Source organism: Acidovorax sp. Leaf191 (assembly GCF_001424425.1).
Classification (GTDB): Bacteria; Pseudomonadota; Gammaproteobacteria; order Burkholderiales; family Burkholderiaceae_C; genus Acidovorax.
Genome location: NZ_LMPT01000023.1, coordinates 115,102 through 131,543 on the forward strand (window position 1 = coordinate 115,102; position 16,442 = coordinate 131,543).

General features: G+C 69.4%; 16 protein-coding genes. 9 read left to right on the forward strand and 7 right to left on the reverse strand.

Going from position 1 to position 16,442, the window contains the following annotated elements:
• Positions 1-15 precede the first annotated feature (15 nt).
• The 3 genes from modC to modA all read right to left on the reverse strand — a co-directional run bounded on the left by modC (position 16) and on the right by modA (position 2,650).
• Positions 16-1,116, reverse strand: coding sequence for a molybdenum ABC transporter ATP-binding protein (gene modC, locus ASG27_RS24740; protein ID WP_056413005.1), 1,101 nt, complete (start codon positions 1,114-1,116; stop codon positions 16-18).
• Complete coding sequence (modB, locus tag ASG27_RS24745) at positions 1,116-1,796, reverse strand: molybdate ABC transporter permease subunit (protein ID WP_056413008.1); 681 nt, start codon at positions 1,794-1,796, stop codon at positions 1,116-1,118. Before modB ends, modC begins: the two co-directional genes overlap by 1 nt.
• 62 nt (positions 1,797-1,858) lie before the next feature.
• The gene (gene modA / locus ASG27_RS24750) at positions 1,859-2,650 is read right to left on the reverse strand and encodes a molybdate ABC transporter substrate-binding protein (RefSeq protein ID WP_082493126.1); all 792 of its coding nucleotides are present in this window, start codon (positions 2,648-2,650) and stop codon (positions 1,859-1,861) included.
• 164 nt (positions 2,651-2,814) lie between these two features.
• On the opposite strand from modA, the gene ASG27_RS24755 reads away from it, so the two are divergent.
• Complete coding sequence (locus ASG27_RS24755; protein ID WP_056413012.1) at positions 2,815-3,519, forward strand: alpha/beta fold hydrolase; 705 nt, start codon at positions 2,815-2,817, stop codon at positions 3,517-3,519.
• Positions 3,520-3,579: 60 nt separating this feature from the next.
• Complete coding sequence (locus tag ASG27_RS24760; protein WP_056413015.1) at positions 3,580-4,386, forward strand: TOBE domain-containing protein; 807 nt, start codon at positions 3,580-3,582, stop codon at positions 4,384-4,386.
• A gap of 175 nt (positions 4,387-4,561) precedes the next feature.
• Here ASG27_RS24760 and ASG27_RS24765 read toward each other — a convergent pair whose 3' ends face one another.
• Positions 4,562-5,722, reverse strand: coding sequence for a helix-turn-helix domain-containing protein (locus ASG27_RS24765; RefSeq protein WP_056413018.1), 1,161 nt, complete (start codon positions 5,720-5,722; stop codon positions 4,562-4,564).
• Between the two features lie 225 nt (positions 5,723-5,947).
• On the opposite strand from ASG27_RS24765, the gene ASG27_RS24770 reads away from it, so the two are divergent.
• From ASG27_RS24770 to ASG27_RS24800, 7 genes are all read left to right on the forward strand, one after another.
• Positions 5,948-6,418 (forward strand): (2Fe-2S)-binding protein, encoded by a 471-nt coding sequence (locus ASG27_RS24770; protein WP_056413019.1) that lies wholly within the window; start codon positions 5,948-5,950, stop codon positions 6,416-6,418.
• Positions 6,419-6,439: 21 nt separating this feature from the next.
• Positions 6,440-8,827, forward strand: a complete 2,388-nt coding sequence (locus ASG27_RS24775) for a xanthine dehydrogenase family protein molybdopterin-binding subunit (RefSeq protein ID WP_056413022.1) — start codon at positions 6,440-6,442, stop codon at positions 8,825-8,827.
• Positions 8,828-8,842: 15 nt separating this feature from the next.
• On the forward strand, positions 8,843-9,634 hold the full coding sequence (locus ASG27_RS24780) for an FAD binding domain-containing protein (protein WP_056413024.1): 792 nt from the start codon (positions 8,843-8,845) through the stop codon (positions 9,632-9,634).
• Between the two features lie 120 nt (positions 9,635-9,754).
• Positions 9,755-10,687 (forward strand): AAA family ATPase, encoded by a 933-nt coding sequence (locus tag ASG27_RS24785; RefSeq protein ID WP_056413027.1) that lies wholly within the window; start codon positions 9,755-9,757, stop codon positions 10,685-10,687.
• 144 nt (positions 10,688-10,831) lie between these two features.
• Positions 10,832-12,046, forward strand: coding sequence for a vWA domain-containing protein (locus ASG27_RS24790; RefSeq protein ID WP_056413031.1), 1,215 nt, complete (start codon positions 10,832-10,834; stop codon positions 12,044-12,046).
• Between the two features lie 182 nt (positions 12,047-12,228).
• Positions 12,229-12,975 carry a CoxG family protein gene (locus ASG27_RS24795; RefSeq protein WP_056413034.1) on the forward strand — a complete coding sequence of 249 codons (747 nt, stop codon included), beginning with the start codon at positions 12,229-12,231 and terminating at the stop codon, positions 12,973-12,975.
• A 165-nt stretch (positions 12,976-13,140) separates the two neighbouring features.
• Positions 13,141-14,244 (forward strand): XdhC family protein, encoded by a 1,104-nt coding sequence (locus tag ASG27_RS24800; protein WP_056413037.1) that lies wholly within the window; start codon positions 13,141-13,143, stop codon positions 14,242-14,244.
• Between the two features lie 39 nt (positions 14,245-14,283).
• Here the strand turns inward: ASG27_RS24800 and ASG27_RS24805 are convergent, their stop codons facing one another.
• The 3 genes from ASG27_RS24805 to ASG27_RS24810 form a co-directional block, all read right to left on the reverse strand.
• Complete coding sequence (locus ASG27_RS24805; RefSeq protein WP_056413040.1) at positions 14,284-14,973, reverse strand: glutathione S-transferase family protein; 690 nt, start codon at positions 14,971-14,973, stop codon at positions 14,284-14,286.
• A gap of 132 nt (positions 14,974-15,105) precedes the next feature.
• The gene (locus ASG27_RS27375; protein WP_200912394.1) at positions 15,106-15,276 is read right to left on the reverse strand and encodes a hypothetical protein; all 171 of its coding nucleotides are present in this window, start codon (positions 15,274-15,276) and stop codon (positions 15,106-15,108) included.
• A gap of 175 nt (positions 15,277-15,451) precedes the next feature.
• Positions 15,452-16,339, reverse strand: a complete 888-nt coding sequence (locus ASG27_RS24810) for a transglutaminase-like domain-containing protein (protein WP_056413142.1) — start codon at positions 16,337-16,339, stop codon at positions 15,452-15,454.
• Positions 16,340-16,442: the final 103 nt, after the last annotated feature.

The following is a 16,442-nucleotide window of genomic DNA, read 5'->3' on the forward strand; positions in this document are numbered from 1 at the left end:
GGCCCACTGTTGCGCTCAGTTGACGATGGCCACGCCCTTGATCTGTGCATACACCGGCTTGCCCGCCACCAGGCCGAGCGCCTGGGCCGAACGCTCGGTGACCCGCGCCAACAGCCGCGTGGGCCCGGCGTCCAGCGCCACCATCAGCTGGCCCGGGCTGTCGTGCGCCACGTGGGCCACCGTGGCAGGCAGGATGTTGAGGATGCTCGTGCCTGCAGGCGGAGTGAGCGCAATGCTCACGTCCCGCGCCTGGATGCGCAGGCGGATCGGCGCGCCCACCGCATGCGCACCGGGGCTCACCAGCAGCAGCTGTCCGCCCGCGAAAGCCACCGTGGTGACCAGGTCGTGGTCGTCGTGCTGCATGACCTGGCCTTCGATCACCGTGGCGGCGGCGTCGCCATGGGCCAGGGGCAGGTCGAGCCGCACGAGCAGTTCGGCGGTGGGGCCGTGGGCGCGCACGCGGCCATCGTCCAGCAGCACCATGTGGGCGGCCAGGCGGGCCACTTCATCGATGGCGTGGCTCACGTACAGCACCGGGATGTCGAGTGTGCGGTGCAGTGTGTCGAGGTAAGGCAGGACCTCGGCCTTGCGCTGCGCATCCAGCGCGGCCAGGGGCTCGTCCATGAGCAGCAGGCGCGGGCTGGTGGTGAGGGCCCGCGCAATCGCCACGCGCTGGCGCTCGCCGCCCGACAGGGCCTGGGGCTTGCGGTCCATGAGGTGGTGGATGCCCAGCAGATCCACCGCTTGCTCCAGCGCCACCTGGCGGCGCGCCGGCGGCGTGCGCTTTTGGCCGTAGCCGATGTTGCCCTGCACCGTGAGGTGGTCGAACAGGCTCGCTTCCTGGAACACATAGCCCAGAGCGCGCTCGTGCGTGGCCCGCCAGATGTGCTGTGCGTCGTCCTGCCAGGTCTCGCCGTTGACCTGCACGTGCCCCGGCTGCGCACGCTCCAGGCCCGCGATGGCGCGCAGGCAGGTGGTCTTGCCGCAGCCCGAGGGGCCGAACAGCGCGGTCACCCCGCGCCCGGGCAGGCGCAGGTCCACATCCAGCGTGAAGCCGGGGCGTGCCAGGTGCAGGCGCGCCTCGATCTGCTGAGAACTCGGTGGGTTGGCGCTCATCACGACACCATCGACGCCCGGCGCCGCGTGAGGTTCAGGCCCAGCAGCACCAGGAAGGAAAACACGACCATGCCCCCGGCCAGCCAGTGCGCCTGCGTGTACTCCAGCGCTTCCACATGGTCATAGATCTGTACCGACACCACGCGCGTCACGCCGGGGATGTTGCCGCCCAGCATCAGCACCACGCCGAACTCGCCCACCGTGTGCGCAAAGCTCAGGATCGCCGCGGTGATGAAGCCTGGGCGGGCCAGCGGCAGCGCCACGGTGAAGAACCGGTCCAGCGGCCCGGCGCCCAGCGTGGCAGCGGCTTCGAGCGGCCGCCGGCCGATGCTCTCGAACGCATGCTGCAGCGGCTGCACCGCGAACGGCAGCGAATAGATGAGCGAGCCCGCCACCAGCCCCCAGAAGGTGAAGGGCAGGGTGCCCAGCCCCAGGCTCTGCGTGAACTGCCCGATGGGCCCATGCGGCCCCATCGTGACCAGCAGGTAAAAGCCGATCACCGTGGGCGGCAGCACCAGCGGCAGCGCCACCACGGCGGACACCGGCCCGCGCCAGCGCGACGGCGTGTGCGCCAGCCACCAGGCCAACGGCGTGCACAGCACCAGCAGCAGCGCCATGGTGGTGCCGGCCAGGCGCAGCGTCAGGCCGATGGCCGCCAGATCGGCGCTGGAAAAGGGCATGGAGCGTCGGAAAGTGTCTTGGAAGTCGGGAAGGGGTGCCAGGCGATTTGCGCACACGCCCTTCAGAAACTATAGCCGTAGGACTTGATGATGGCGCGGGCCTTGTCGCCGCGCAGGTACTGGAGCAGCGCCGTGGCCGCCGCGCTGTCCTTGCCCGGCGTGAGCAGCGCCGCATCCTGGCGGATGGGCTCGTGCAGATCCGCCGGCACCTGCCAGGCCGAGCCGCTGGTGATCTTGCCGTCGGCCATCACCTGCGACAGCGCCACGAAGCCCAGTTGCGCATTGCCCGTGGCGACGAACTGGTGCGTCTGGGCAATGTTCTCGCCCTGCACGAAGCGCGGCTGCAGCTGCGCGGTCACGCCCAGCTTGTCCATGGTCTGCATGGCGGCCAGGCCATAGGGCGCGAGTTTGGGGTTGGCGATGGCCAGGTGCTTGAAGTCGCCGGTCTTGAGCACGGCGCCCTGCGCATCCACATAGCCGGGCTGCGCGCTCCACAGCACCAGCGTGCCGATGGCATAGGTGAAGCGTGCGTTGGCCACGGCCTTGCCTTCCTTCTCCAGCCGGGCGGGCGTGGTGTCGTCGGCCGACAGCAGGATCTGGAACGGCGCGCCGTTGGTGATCTGTGCGTAGAACTTGCCGGTGGCGCCGAACGACAGCTCGGCCTTGTGGCCGGTGTCGGCCTCGAAGGCGGTGGCGATCTTCTGCATGGGGGCCGTGAAGTTGGCGGCCACGGCGACCGACACGGTGTCGGCATGGGCCGACGGCAGCAGGGCGGCGAACAGTCCCGTGGACAGGCTGGTGGACCAGCCGATGGCGGTGAGGATGCGGGGCAGGGAGGCAAGGCGATGCAGCATGGCGGCGCGGCGCGGGTAGCGCTATTCATGAATGGAATAGCGCGAGTATATGCAGATCGCTGTGGTGTGCTGGTGGGGCCAGGGGGGCCGGCTGCGCCGGGTCAGGCCAATGGAGGCAGCCGCACCGGCCAGGCCGCAGTCGGCTGCGCTGTAAGCTTTGGCGGATGCAAGAGCAAGAATTTCAGGTGCTGTGCAAAGGCAGGGCGCTGCATGGAACAGCTTTTCACGGCATTTCGCCACAACCCCCGCGCACGCTGGCCCTGCACGGTGGCGGGCGCTCGTCGCGCCAGGGCTACCGGCCTCTGCTGACCTACTTGGCGGGCCAGGATCAATCTGCGGCGGCGTTCGATTTCGCGGGCCAGGGCGACAGCCCGGGGCCGATGTCCGACTCCAGCCTGGACGACCGTGTGGCGCAGGCGCTGGCGGTGGTGGAGAGGCTCGGCCTGCAGCCGCCGGTGTCGCTCATCGCCAGCAGCATGGGCGGCCACATCGCGTGCAGCCTCATCCCGCGCCTGATGCCTGCGGCCATCGTGCTGTTCTGCCCGGCCGCGTACGAGGCCGCGGCGCAGCCGGTGGCTTTCGGGCCGGCATTCCAGCAGCTCATTCGCACCACCACGGCCTTTGCGGCATCGCCCGCGTTCAGCGCGCTGGAGCAATTCGAAGGCCGGCTGTTGCTGGTGCTGGGCGAGCACGACGCAGTGATCCCCCGGGAGGTCGAGCACGGGTACATCACCCGGGCCACGCGGGCGCGCAGCGTGGAGGTGATCCGCCTGGCAGGGTCGGGCCACGCGCTGCATGCCTGGCTGCAGGACCACCCCGCGGACCGTGGGCACGTGTTTGGCCGCGTCCTGGCCACGCTGCGCGGCTAGGTGTGGTGCGACACTTGTGCTTGGCCGCCCGCGCCGCCTGGCCATCATCCTGAATCTTCCATGTCCTCATCGCTGTCCATCTCGTCCGCACTGACCCACGCGCTCACCGACAAGCGCATCGACATCCTGCGGCAGATCGGTGACACCGGCTCCATCTCGCAGGCGGCGCGGGTGGTGGGCGTGAGCTACAAGGCGGCGTGGCAGGCGGTGGACACGCTCACCAACCTGGCCGGTGCGGCGCTGGTCGCACGGGCCGTGGGCGGCGCGGGTGGGGGGGGCGCGCGGCTGACGGAGGCGGGGCAGCAGTTGCTGGCGGCTGCGGATGCGATGGCCCAGGCGCGGGGCGCCGTGCTCTCGCGCTGGCAGGCCACGCCGCATGCGGGCCCCGCGCTGGCGAGGCTGGCGGTGCGCACCAGCATGCGCAACCAGTGGCCCTGCGTGGTGCAGCGGCTCGAAGTGCTGGGGCAGATCGTGCGCGTGCACCTGGTGTTCGAGGCCGAGCTGGGCGATCTCGCGGGTGCGACGGTGCTCGCATCGCGCATCACCCGCGAGAGTGCGGAACTCCTGGGCCTGCAACCGGGGCTGGTGGTGCAGGCGCTGTGCAAGGCGACCGCGGTGCGGGTGGAGCGCCGGGCGGTTTCGCGCACCGATGCGGGCGCGCAGAGCGCCGCCACGGGCAGCTTTCGCCTGCCGGCCAAAGCCGTGCGCGTGGTGCGCGGCGAGTCAGGCGACGAAGTGTCGGCCCAGCTCGCTGCCGGCGTGCAGATGGTAGGCTTTGCCGCGGCGGGCAGCGGGCTGCGCGCAGGCAGCCAGGTGGAGCTGATCGTGGACGACAACGCGGTGGTGCTGGCGCTGGCCGAAGTCTGAAGGGACCGCAGTCGGCTGTCTGCGCCGTGCGGCGCAATCTATGCAGATGCTATGGATTTGATAGCTGGTAGCGCTTGTCTACCCAGCGGCAGACCACGTTTTTATTCAAGAAATTTGAGTCCTTGCGGGCGTGGGCGCACCGCGCATGCCCGTAGCGTGTGCCCGCCGTCTGCGCTCAATGCCCCTTGGGCACGCCCAGCTTGCGGTACACCGTGGCGCGGCTGATGCCCAGGGCGCGTGCGGCTTCGGCGACATTGCCGCGGGCGTCCTGCACGGCCCGGCGGATGAGGGCGGTTTCGGCCTCGCGCAGCGGGGCGGGTGATGTGGCGATGGGGGCCATCGGCGCCATGGTCGCAGGGCCCGCAGTCCAGGCGCTGCCGGACGCCGCCTGGTGCGGGGCCAGGGCCAGGCCCGACAGCCGCAGCCCCGACCACAGCGGCAGGTCCAGCGGCGCGGGCGTGCCGCGCGAGCGGGCGGCATCGAAGAGCTGAGGCCAGGGCAGGGCCATCAGGTCGCTGCAGTGCCGCAGGCTGCCGGGCGGGCACAGCGGCAGGGGCAGCAGTTGCCGGGCCATGCTGTTGCAGCCCAGAACGTAGCCGTCGGCATCCAGCACCAGCAGCCCGTCGGCTTCGCTGCCCAGCGTGCTGCCGGGCCAGTTCACGCGCAGCAGCAGCGCGTGGGGCAGTTGCAGCAGCAGCGCGTCTTCCATGGCGCGGGCGGACCGGGCCACCAGGTGGCGCAGTTCGGGGCGTTCGGGCACATCCACGCCGGTCAGGTCCAGCATGCCGATGCACTGCCCGTCGGGGCCGAAGAGCGGCGCGCCCGCGCAGCTGTAGCTGCCGTTGTCGTCAAAGAAATGCTCGCCCCGGTGCAGCCACACCGGCTGCAGCTCGGACAGCGCCGCGCCGATGGCGGTGGTGCCCACTGCGGCTTCCGACAGGTCGATGCCCACGCGGCCGATGGCGCTGGCGCGCGGGTCGTGGCGGTCGCACGGGCCCTGCACGTCCACCACGATGCCGAGCGCGTTGGTCAGGATGGCGAAGTACCGCATGCCGGCAATCGCGCGGGTGAGCTGGTCCAGCACCGGGCGCGCCGCGCGCAGCAGGGCGTGGCTTTGCTCGCGGCTGCGGCGCTGGGCGGGCGCGCTCACCATGTCGAAGGCCACGCGCTGCGCGGGCTGCAGGCCCCGGTCCAGGCAGCGCTGCCACGACCGCGTGATCCACGGCTCCACCGCCGTGCGGGTGGCCAGCGCACCGTCGTCCAGCAGTGCGCGGCGTGCCTGTGCGATCAGGGCGTGGCGGTCCTCGGCGGGTGATGGCGGTGCGGTGGCGAGCATCGGTATCCCGGATGGATGGCGGGTGGCGGCGCCGCAGCAGGGGCGGTAGCAGCGGCGTGCTTCGCATGATGCGCCGGTGTGCGGCGCAACATGTTTCATTTTGAGAATTTCCGGCGCGCGCTGCCGGAAATTCAGGGTTCTCCCTAGGGATGGGGCCGGGGGGCGGGCAGAAGATGCAGCGGCTTAGGACAGGTTCACAGCCAAACTCTTCGAGGAGACAGCCAGATGCAAGTCCAGTTCACGGTCAACGGGCGCGCGGCCCGTGTTGACGTTCCACCCAACACCCTGCTGGTCCATGCGCTGCGAGAGCACCTGCTGCTTACCGGCACCCACGTGGGCTGCGACACCAGCCAGTGCGGCGCGTGCACGGTGCACGTCAACGGCCGCGCGGTCAAATCCTGCGCCATGCTGGCCGTGCAGGCCCAGGGCGCCGACGTGCAGACCATCGAGGGCCTGGCCGCGCCGGACGGCACCATGCACCCCATGCAGGCGGCCTTCAAGGAATGCCACGGCCTGCAGTGCGGCTTCTGCACCCCGGGCATGGTGATGAGCGCGGTGGACCTGTGCAACAGCCACCCGCACGCGAGCGAAGGCGAGATCCGCGAGCTGCTCGAAGGCAACATCTGCCGCTGCACGGGTTACCAGAACATCGTGCGCGCAGTGCAGGTCGGCCAAAAAGCCATGGCCTCGGCATAACGGAAAACAAGGAGACAGACCATGGGTGCATCCGACTTCTCCAAGCTGCCGCACATCGGCGAGTCGCTCAAGCGCAAGGAGGACTACCGCTTCCTCACCGGCGCGGGCCAGTACACCGACGACGTGGTGCTGGCTGCGCAAAGCCACGCCGTGTTCGTGCGGTCGCCGCATGCGCATGCGCGCATCAACAGCATCCACACCGACGCCGCCAAGGCCGCGCCGGGCGTGCTGGGCATCTTTGTGGGCACCGACGTGGCGGCCGACAACATCAACGGCCTGCCCTGCGGCTGGCTCATCACCAGCACTGATGGGCAACCGATGAAGGAGCCACCGCACCCCATCCTGGCGCAGGGCAAGGTGCGCTATGTGGGCGACCATGTGGCCATGGTGGTAGCCCTCACGCAGCAGCAGGCGCGCGACGCGGCCGAGCTGGTGGAGGTGGACTACGACGTACTGCCCGCGGTGGTCAGCGTGGCCGATGCCGCCGCAGGCACGGTGGCCGGCGCAGGCCTGCACGACGCGGCGCCGGACAACCACTGCTACAAGTGGGCCATCGGCGACAAGGGCGCGGTGGATGCGGCCTTTGCCAACGCGGCGCATGTGACGCAGCTCGATCTGGTCAACAACCGGCTGATCCCCAACGCCATGGAGCCGCGCACGGCCATCGGCAGCTACAGCCGCGCCAACGACGAGTACACGCTGTACGTGAGCAACCAGAACCCGCACGTGGAACGGCTGCTCATGACGGCCTTCGTGATGGGCCTGCCCGAGCACAAGGTGCGCGTGATCGCGCCCGACGTGGGTGGCGGCTTCGGCTCCAAGATATTTTTGTATGCCGAGGACGTCTGCCTGACCTGGGCGGCCAAGAAGCTCAACCGCAACATCAAGTGGGTGGCCGACCGCAGCGAGTCGTTCCTGTCCGACGCGCATGGCCGCGACCACGTGAGCCATGCCGAGATGGCGATGGACAAGGACGGCAAGTTTCTGGCCATGCGCGTGCACACCGACGCCAACATGGGTGCGTACCTCAGCACCTTTGCCAGTGCGGTACCCACCATCCTGTACGCCACGCTGCTGGCGGGCCAGTACACCACGCCGCAGATCTATGTGGAGGTGGACGCCTGGTTCACCAACACCGCGCCGGTCGATGCCTACCGCGGCGCGGGCCGGCCCGAGGCCACCTACCTGCTCGAGCGCCTGGTCAGCCGCTGCGGCTGGGAGATGAACCTGCCGCAGGACGAGATCCGCAAGCGCAACTTCATCACCAGCTGGCCCTACCAGACGCCCGTGGCGCTGCAGTACGACGTGGGCGACTACCACGCGTGCATGACGCAGGCGCAAGAGCTGGCCGACGTGGCCGGCTTTGCGGCGCGCAAGGCGGCCAGCGAGGCCCAGGGCCTCCAGCGCGGCATCGGCTACAGCAGCTACATCGAGGCCTGCGGCATCGCGCCGTCCAACATCGCAGGCGCCCTGGGTGCGCGCGCGGGCCTGTTCGAATGCGGCGAGGTGCGCGTGCACCCCACCGGCAGCGTGACGGTGTTCACCGGCTCGCACAGCCATGGCCAGGGGCACGAGACCACCTTTGCGCAGGTGGTGGCCGCGCGCCTCGGCATTCCGGTGGAGAACGTGGACATCGTGCACGGCGACACGGGCCGTGTGCCGTTCGGCATGGGCACCTACGGGTCGCGCTCCATCAGCGTGGGCGGCGCGGCCATCATGAAGGCGCTGGACAAGATCGAGGCCAAGGCCAAGAAAATCGCGGCGCATTTGATGGAGGCGAGCGACGCCGACATCGACTTCAGCGGCGGCGAATTCACCGTGCGCGGCACGGACAAGAAGATCCCGTTCGGCCAGGTGGCGCTCACGGCCTACGTGCCGCACAACTACCCGCTCGACAAGCTCGAACCCGGGCTCAACGAAACAGCGTTCTACGACCCGACCAACTTCACCTTCCCCGCTGGCACCTACATCTGCGAGGTCGAGGTAGACCCCGCCACCGGCAGCACGCGGGTGGACAGGTTCACCGCCGTGGACGACTTCGGCACCATCATCAACCCGATGATCGTGGAAGGCCAGGTGCACGGCGGCCTGGTGCAGGGCATCGGCCAGGCTCTGATGGAAAACTGCGTGTACGACCGCGAGACGGGCCAGCTGCTGACGGGCAGCTTCATGGACTACGCCATGCCGCGCGCCGATGACTTCCCCGAGTTCAAGCTGGGCCATGTCTGCACACCCTGCACGCACAACCCGCTCGGTACCAAGGGCTGTGGCGAGGCGGGGGCCATCGGCTCGCCACCGGCGGTGATCAACGCCGTGCTCGACGCGCTGCACCCGCTGGGCGTGAAGGAGTTCGACATGCCCGCATCGCCGCACCGCGTGTGGGAAGCCATTCAGTCGGCCAAGGCATAAGGAAGGAGATCGACCATGTACGCATTCACCTTTGAAGCGCCTTCTTCCACCGCAGCCGCCGCACAGCTCATCGCCCAGGGCGGCAAGCTGCTCGCGGGCGGGCAGAGCCTGCTGCCGTCGATGCGCCTGCGGCTGGCCAATCCCGAGAAGATCGTCGACCTGAACAGCATCGCCGAGCTGGCCGGCATCCGCCGCGAGGGCAACGCGCTGGTCATCGGTGCCATGACGCGCCACATGGACGTGGCGAACAGTGCAGAGGTTAAAAGCGCCATCCCGGCGCTGGCCGACCTGGCCGCGCACATCGGCGACCGGCAGGTGCGCGCGCGGGGCACGCTGGGCGGGTCGGTGGCCAACAACGACCCGGCGGCGTGCTACCCCAGCGCGGTGCTGGGCCTGGGGGCGACGGTCATCACGAACCAGCGCGAGGTCGCGGCCGACGACTTCTTCGTGGGCATGTACACCACCGCGCTGGAGGAGGGCGAGATCATCACCGCCATTCGCTTTCCGATTCCGAAGCGCGCGGTGTACCTCAAGTTCAAGCAGGCCGCGTCGCGCTTTTCGCTGGTGGGCGTGTTCGTGGCGCAGACGGACGGCGGTGTGCGCGTGGCCATCACCGGCGCGGCCAGCAGCGTGTTCCGCCACGCGGGGCTGGAGGCAGCGCTCAACCAGAGCTTCACGCCTGCGTCGGCCGCTGCCGTGAAGATCGATGCGAGCGACCTGAACAGCGACATCCACGCCAGCGCGGCTTACAGGGCGAATCTCATCAGTGTGCAAACCCAACGGGCCGTGGCCCAGTTGGTGGGATAAGCGGGGAGGGGAGATCGGCGACCCACCACGGCGCCGGGTGCTCCGTGGTGGGTAGGTATTGAATAAAAATGGCCGCTACCGCTTGATGGGAAAGCGCTAGCAGCTATCAATTAAATAGCAATGAATCCACAAGCCCCTCACGTTGCACACCACCCGGCATCCGCCTCCGTGGACGCGCTGCTGCAGGCCCTGCAGGGCGTGGGCTACTTCGCCGACCGGCGCCTCGCCACGTCGGTGTTCCTGGCCCTGCAACTGCAGCGCCCCCTGCTGCTGGAGGGCGAGCCCGGCGTGGGCAAGACTGCGCTGGCCCGGGCCCTGAGCGCCGTGCTCTCGCGCAGCCTGATCCGCCTGCAGTGCTACGACGGGCTGGAGCAGCGCGAGGCACTGTACGAGTGGAACTATGCCGCCCAGTTGCTGCACATGCGCCTGGCGGAAGGCAAGGCCAACGCCGACATGGCGCAGGTCGAGCGCGAGGTCTACCAGGACCGCTACCTCATCCGCCGCCCCCTGCTACAGGCCTTGCAGGCCCCCGCGCCCGGTGCCGTACTGCTCATCGACGAAGTGGACCGCGCCGATGAGCCCTTCGAGGCCTTCCTGCTCGAATACCTGGGCGAGTACCAGGTCAGCATCCCCGAGATCGGCACGGTGCGCGCCAGCGCCACGCCCGTCACCCTGCTCACCAGCAACCGCACGCGCGACCTGCACGACGCCGTCAAGCGCCGCTGCCTGTACCACTGGCTCGACTACCCCGACCGCGACCGCGAACTGGCCATCGTGCGCGCGCAGGTGCCGGGCGCGAGCGCGGACCTCGCGCAGCAGGTGGCCGACTTCGTGGGCCGCCTGCGCAGCCAGCCGTTCGCCAACGCCTTCCAGCGCGCGCCCGGCATTGCCGAAAGCGTGGAATGGGCCAAGGCGCTGGTCGCGCTCGACACCATCGTGGTGGACCCCGAAGTGGTGTCCGACACGGCGGGCATCTTGTTCAAACAGCGCGAGGATGTGGCGGCACTCACGCGCGACATGTCGCAGCAGCTGTTGCTGCCTGCCGACGCGTGATGCCAAGCGGCCCTCCAAAACACGCAGCCGTTCACGCTGAGCTTGTCCAAGCGCTGCGCGAGGCTTCGACAGGCTCAGCCCGAATGGTCTGGAGCGATCGAATGCGCATCCGTCACCTGTGTGGGAACCTGTGAGGGTGCGACCATGGCGGGAGGCACACCCATCTCTCAACTTGGCGACGCCCGCACCGGCAAGCTGGCCGACAACCTCACGGGCTTTGGCCGCACCCTGCGCCGCGCCGGCGTGCCGGTGGATGCCGCCCGCATGGCGCTGGCGCAGCAGGCCGTGATGCTGGTGGGCGTGGAGCGCGCCGACTTCGGCGCGGCGCTGGAGTCGGTGCTGATCAGCCGCGAGCAGGACCGGCTGGTGTTCCGCGAGCTGTTCGATGCGTACTTCAAGAACCCCGCCATCGCGCAAAAGCTGCTGGCCCAGATGCTGCCCAGTGCCGAAGCGAAGGCAGACCCGGTCAAACGCCGCCCGCGCGTGAGCGAGGCCCTGGCCCCGGTGCAGGCCGCGCGCAACGCCCCGCCGGTGCGGGAGGACGAAAAAATCGATCTCGACGCCGCCATGACCGCCAGCGACCGGCAGCGCCTGCACCACGCAGACTTCCACCAGCTGTCGGCCAGCGAATACCTGCTGGTCGAACGCCTGGCCCGGGACATCGCACTGCCCTTGCCGCACTATGCCGCCCGCCGCACCCGCCCCGGCGTGCGCGGCAGCCGCCCGCACTGGCCCGGCGCCATGCAGCAGGCCGCGCGCACCGGCGGCGAGCTGCTGACCCTGCCGCGCCTGCAGCGCCGCCAGCAGCCGCTGCCCTTGCTGGTGCTGGTGGACGTGTCGGGCTCCATGGAGCGCTACGCGCGGCTGCTGCTTGCCTTTTTGCACGCGGCCACCGCACCGCGCCATGCAGGGCCCGGTCTGCGGCGCGACGTGTTCGCGTTCGGCACGGGCCTGACCGACCTGACGCCTGCGTTCCGGCTGGCCGACACCGACGCCATGCTGCAGGTGGCCGGCCAAACGATTGCCGACTTTGCCGGCGGCACGCGCATGGGCGACAGCCTGGCCGCGCTGCGCCTGCAGCACGCGCGGCGCCTGGTGGGGCGGCGCACGCTGGTGCTGCTCATCAGCGACGGCCTGGACACCGGCGCGCCCGAATTGCTGGAGCGCGAGCTGGGCTGGCTGCGCCGCCACAGCGGCCGCCTGCTGTGGCTCAACCCCTTGCTGCGCTTTGGCGGCTATGCGCCCACCGCGCGGGGCGCGGCGGCGCTGCACCGCCAGGCGCACGGCATGCTGGCGGTGCACAACCTCGCGCGGCTGCAGGACCTGGCGGGCAGCCTGGCGGCGCTGCTGCGGCAGTGAGGACTTGGAGCGGGACGCGGATGCGGTGGCGGTTTGCCGACGAATGCCATCACCACCGTTCACGCTGAGCCCGCCGAAGCGCCGCGCAGGGCTTCGACAGGCTCAGCACGAACGGTGAAGGGGCTGCGCTGTATCGAATGCAATGGATTTCTGAGACCTGTGAACACTGAGAGGACCCCACCATGGAAATGCAAGCCAGCCGTACCCTTGCCGTGAGCCAGCAGCAGGCCTGGGACGCACTCAACGACCCCGAGGTGCTCAAGCTGTGCATCCCCGGCTGCGACAAGGTCGAGCCCACCGCCGAGCACCAGTACAGCGTGGCCATGGCGCTCAAGATCGGGCCGGTGTCGGCCAAGTTCGCCGGCAAGATCACGCTGTCGGACATCGTGCCGCCCGAGAGCTACACCATCGCCTTCGACGGATCGGGCGGCGTGGCCGGCTTTGGCAAGGGCAGCGCGCAGGTCCGGCTGGTGCCGCTGCCTGCCGATGCGGCAGGGCAGGACAGCTGCGAGCTGCACTACACCGTGCAGGCCACGGTGGGCGGCAAGATCGCGCAGCTGGGCCAGCGGCTGATCGACGGCGCGGCCAAGTCGATGGCCGAGGATTTCTTCAAGCGCTTTGACAACGAGATGCAGCGCCGCCACCCGCGCGCTGCGGCGGACGACGCAGCGGGTGCAGCGGTGCCGCCCGAAGAGCCCGAGCCTGCGGTGGCGGCCCTGGCAGCGGCGACTGGGATGCAGGCAGGCAGCGGGCCCGGTGCGCCCACTGCCGCCGCCACCGTGTCTGCAGCCTCGGGGGCGACTGCCGCCGCAGAGCACAGCGCATTGGCCGCCACAGCGGGTGATGACAATCCCCCCAGCGGCATACCGGTTTGGGTGTGGGCGGCCGGCGCAGGCGCGCTGGTGCTGTTAGCGTGGTGGTGGAACTGACTCCCCCTGAGTCGCTTTGCGCCTTCCCCCTGAGGGGGACGCCTCCGGTGGACCGGCGAAGCCGGATCCACGGTGGCGCTGGCGGGGGCACCGTGCTGCTTTGGGGCGCAGCGGGCGTGGTGGATGGCGGTGCAAGACCGTTGAAATGAACTAGCGAAGAAGCAAATGGAAAACCTGGATGTGATGGTGCTGCGCACGCTGCAGGGCTGGCGGGCTGCGGGGCGGCGGGCGCTGCTGGCCACCGTGGTGCGGACCTGGGGTTCGTCGCCGCGGCCGGTGGGCTCGATCATGGCGCTGTGCGAGGACGGGGCGGTGGTGGGGTCGGTGTCGGGCGGGTGTATCGAGGACGATTTGATCGACCGCCACACGCGGGCCTATGCGCAGGTGGCAGCGTCCGCCGTTGGCGGGGGTGGCGATGGCGGTGGCGGTGGCGGTGTGGACCGCAGCATCCCCAGCGGGCCGCCAGCCTTTGTCAAATACGGCATCACGGCGGACGAGGCGCACCGCTTCGGCCTGCCCTGCGGCGGCACGCTGGAGCTGTTGCTGGAGTACGACCCCGACCCGGCCGGCCTGGCCGCGCTGATCCAGGCGCTGGAGGCCGGCCGCCTCATGCAGCGCAGCGTGCGCCTGGCCGATGGCGTGGTCACGCTGCAAGCGGCTGCAGCGCCGCAGGACCTGGTGCTGGACGCGCAGCAGCTCACCAACACCTTCGGCCCCGAATACCGCATGCTGCTCATCGGCGCGGGTCAGCTGGCCGAGTACCTGGCCACCATGGCGCTGTTCAACGGCTTCGCGGTCACGGTGTGCGACCCGCGCGAGGAATACCGCGGCAGCTGGAACGTGCCCGCCGCCACGGTGGTGAGCGACATGCCGGACGACGTAGTGGCCGCCTTCAAGCCCGACCGGCGCAGCTGCGTGGTGGCGCTCACGCACGACCCCAAGCTCGACGACCTGGCGCTGCTGGAGGCGCTGGGCACCGAGGCGTTCTACGTGGGCGGCATCGGCTCGCGCCGCAACAACGAGGCGCGCCGCGCGCGGATGATGGAGCACTTCGACCAGACGGCAGAGAGCCTGGCGCGGCTGCGCGGGCCCATCGGCATCTACATCGGCAGCAAGACCCCGCCCGAGATCGCGGTGAGCGTGATGGCCGAGATCCTGGCCGTGAAGAACGGCGTGGCCCTGCCGCGCGACGTGGAGGTGGCACAGGCCAAGAACGAGCGGGAACTGGCGCACAACGAGCCGGGTGCGCTGGTGTGCGGGGTGGGCTGACGCGAGCCAGCCGCGCCGACCCCTCGTTCAGCCACCCGTTCAGGCCCCCATGACCACCGGCCCGCCCTTGGCGATGCCGCGCTGGTAGGCCGGGCGTGCTTCCATGCGCCGCTTGTAGGCCTGCAGGTTCGGGCAGCTGGCAGCCTTGCTGGCGCGTGAGAGGGCGGCCTCGACCGCAAAGCTCATCTGGAAGTCGGCCATGCTCAGGTGCTCGCCGGCGAACCAGGTGTTCTGGCCCAGGTGCTGCTCCATGAAGTCGAGCGCGGTGTTCACGTTGGGGTCGATCACCTTGTCCTGCACCTTGCCGCACAGCGCCTTGGCGATGGGTTTGACGAAGAAGGGCATGGGCTGCGTCGGGATGGTCATGAACACCAGCTTCATCACCAGCCAGTTCATCAACGAGCCCTCGGCGTAGTGCATCCAGAACCGGCATTGGCGGTAGGCCGGCGTGCCGCGCGCAGGCTGCAGGTGGGCCAGGTCGCCGCCGGCCTGGGCGCCGTAGGTTTCCACCAGGTATTCGACGATGGCACCGGACTCGGCGATCACCTCGTCGCCGTCGGTGATGACGGGCGACTTGCCCAGGGGGTGGATCTTTTTCAGCGCGGGCGGGGCCAGCTTGGTGGCCTTGTCGCGCTGGTAGATCTTGAGCTCGTACGGCACGCCCAGTTCTTCCAGGAGCCACAGGACGCGCTGCGAGCGCGAGGTTTCGAGGTGGTGCACGGTGATCATGGTGTCATCTTAGCGGTTGGAGATGGGCGCCCGCGCTGTGGCGGGCCGATGGCGGGGGCAGGCCGGCAGGCACAAAAAAGCCCTCGCGAAGGAGGGCGTTTCTTGGCACGGGGCCATGGCCCCAGGGGCAGATCAGCCGCCCTTGTGGGTGCGCTTGCCAGGGTTCTTCTTGCTGCGGGTGGCCACGCCACGCTCCAGGCTGGTGCGCTGGCCGCGGCCAGGGGTGGCCAGCGACATGCCAGGCAGGGGCTGGGGACGGGGAGTGCGCTTGCGGTCTGCTTCGGTGACGATCTTGTTGCCCATGGTGGTTCTCTGTCGAAGTGGAAAAAAGAGTGATTTTAGGCCACATGCGGCTTTCGGGCTTTTTCACGCGTGGCGCACGGGCATCGAGCGTGGTCACAGCCGGCCGGTTGCGAGCCGGCGGCCATCTGCTGGCACCCAGTTGCCGCGCCGGCAGGCAGGGCCCAGCCTGCGCGCGTCAAGGCACCGTGAAATGGTTGCCTGCGACCGTTCCCTGGTCGGTGGACAGTGCCTCGATGCAGTGCACGGGCTGCACGAAGCGGTTGTCCGCATCTTCGATGGCAGTGGTGCGGATGACCGGCGGGTCGGCCCGCACGCCGCCGAAGATGGTGGCAAAAGCCACGTCCGCCGCATCGCGCCCGGTGGAAAAGCGCAGCAGTCCCATCGGGATGGCGGTGCCGGAGGGGTCGAAGATGTACCAGCGGTCGCCCAGGTACACCTCCACGTAGGCATGAAAGTCCGGTGGGCCCAGGCTGGGGTCGGCGCCGTAGTCGGTGCCGGTGGTAAACCGCGCAGGAATGTTCACCGCGCGGCACAGCGCGATCATGAGGTGCGCGAAATCACGGCACACGCCCACCTGTTCGATCAGGGTATCGACGGCCGATGTGTTGGAGTTCGAGGTGTTGGACGTGAACGCCACGTGGCGGTTCACCCAGTCCCGGATCGCCTGCACGCGGCCATGCCCTTGCCAGAGCGCGCCGAACTCCTTGTTGGCCAGGCGCAGCAGCCTGTCCGACTGGCAGTAGCGGCTGGGGTAGATGTAGCCCATCACCTCAGGCGGCAGTTGCCGCACCGGCACTTCCGCCAGCTGCAGGGGGTCGGCGCGGTGGTGGGCGATGTCTACGGTGGCCGAGTACGACAGCTCCAGCACGCCCGGCTCGCCGTGCAGGCGCAGCGAGCGGTTGAGCGTGGCGGGGTCGGTGTGGATCTGGTAGGAGATGTCCTGGTTGATGACCAGCCGCTCATTGCTCACTGTCTGCTGGGGCGTCTTGGCGGCGTGGATGTTGAACACGAAGTCCGCGCCGTACTGGTCGATCTCGTAGCGCAGTCCGATGTGCAGCTCCATGCGGACGCGATCGGCCGACGGGCGCGACGCTGCGTTGGCGTCGCTGCCCCCGGTGCCGGGCAGGGACCAGCCATCGGTGGCGAGCAATGCGCTGTGGGGTGGC

Bases quoted from the DNA above. Each gene is read 5' to 3' on its own strand.
- modC (WP_056413005.1), bottom strand. From the start codon at position 1,116: ATGAGCGCCAACCCACCGAGTTCTCAGCAGATCGAGGCGCGCCTGCAC.
- modB (WP_056413008.1), bottom strand. From the start codon at position 1,796: ATGCCCTTTTCCAGCGCCGATCTGGCGGCCATCGGCCTGACGCTGCGC.
- modA (WP_082493126.1), bottom strand. From the start codon at position 2,650: ATGCTGCATCGCCTTGCCTCCCTGCCCCGCATCCTCACCGCCATCGGC.
- ASG27_RS24755 (WP_056413012.1), top strand. From the start codon at position 2,815: ATGCAAGAGCAAGAATTTCAGGTGCTGTGCAAAGGCAGGGCGCTGCAT.
- ASG27_RS24760 (WP_056413015.1), top strand. From the start codon at position 3,580: ATGTCCTCATCGCTGTCCATCTCGTCCGCACTGACCCACGCGCTCACC.
- ASG27_RS24765 (WP_056413018.1), bottom strand. From the start codon at position 5,722: ATGCTCGCCACCGCACCGCCATCACCCGCCGAGGACCGCCACGCCCTG.
- ASG27_RS24770 (WP_056413019.1), top strand. From the start codon at position 5,948: ATGCAAGTCCAGTTCACGGTCAACGGGCGCGCGGCCCGTGTTGACGTT.
- ASG27_RS24775 (WP_056413022.1), top strand. From the start codon at position 6,440: ATGGGTGCATCCGACTTCTCCAAGCTGCCGCACATCGGCGAGTCGCTC.
- ASG27_RS24780 (WP_056413024.1), top strand. From the start codon at position 8,843: ATGTACGCATTCACCTTTGAAGCGCCTTCTTCCACCGCAGCCGCCGCA.
- ASG27_RS24785 (WP_056413027.1), top strand. From the start codon at position 9,755: ATGAATCCACAAGCCCCTCACGTTGCACACCACCCGGCATCCGCCTCC.
- ASG27_RS24790 (WP_056413031.1), top strand. From the start codon at position 10,832: ATGGCGGGAGGCACACCCATCTCTCAACTTGGCGACGCCCGCACCGGC.
- ASG27_RS24795 (WP_056413034.1), top strand. From the start codon at position 12,229: ATGGAAATGCAAGCCAGCCGTACCCTTGCCGTGAGCCAGCAGCAGGCC.
- ASG27_RS24800 (WP_056413037.1), top strand. From the start codon at position 13,141: ATGGAAAACCTGGATGTGATGGTGCTGCGCACGCTGCAGGGCTGGCGG.
- ASG27_RS24805 (WP_056413040.1), bottom strand. From the start codon at position 14,973: ATGATCACCGTGCACCACCTCGAAACCTCGCGCTCGCAGCGCGTCCTG.
- ASG27_RS27375 (WP_200912394.1), bottom strand. From the start codon at position 15,276: ATGGGCAACAAGATCGTCACCGAAGCAGACCGCAAGCGCACTCCCCGT.
- ASG27_RS24810 (WP_056413142.1), bottom strand. From the start codon at position 16,339: ATGGAGCTGCACATCGGACTGCGCTACGAGATCGACCAGTACGGCGCG.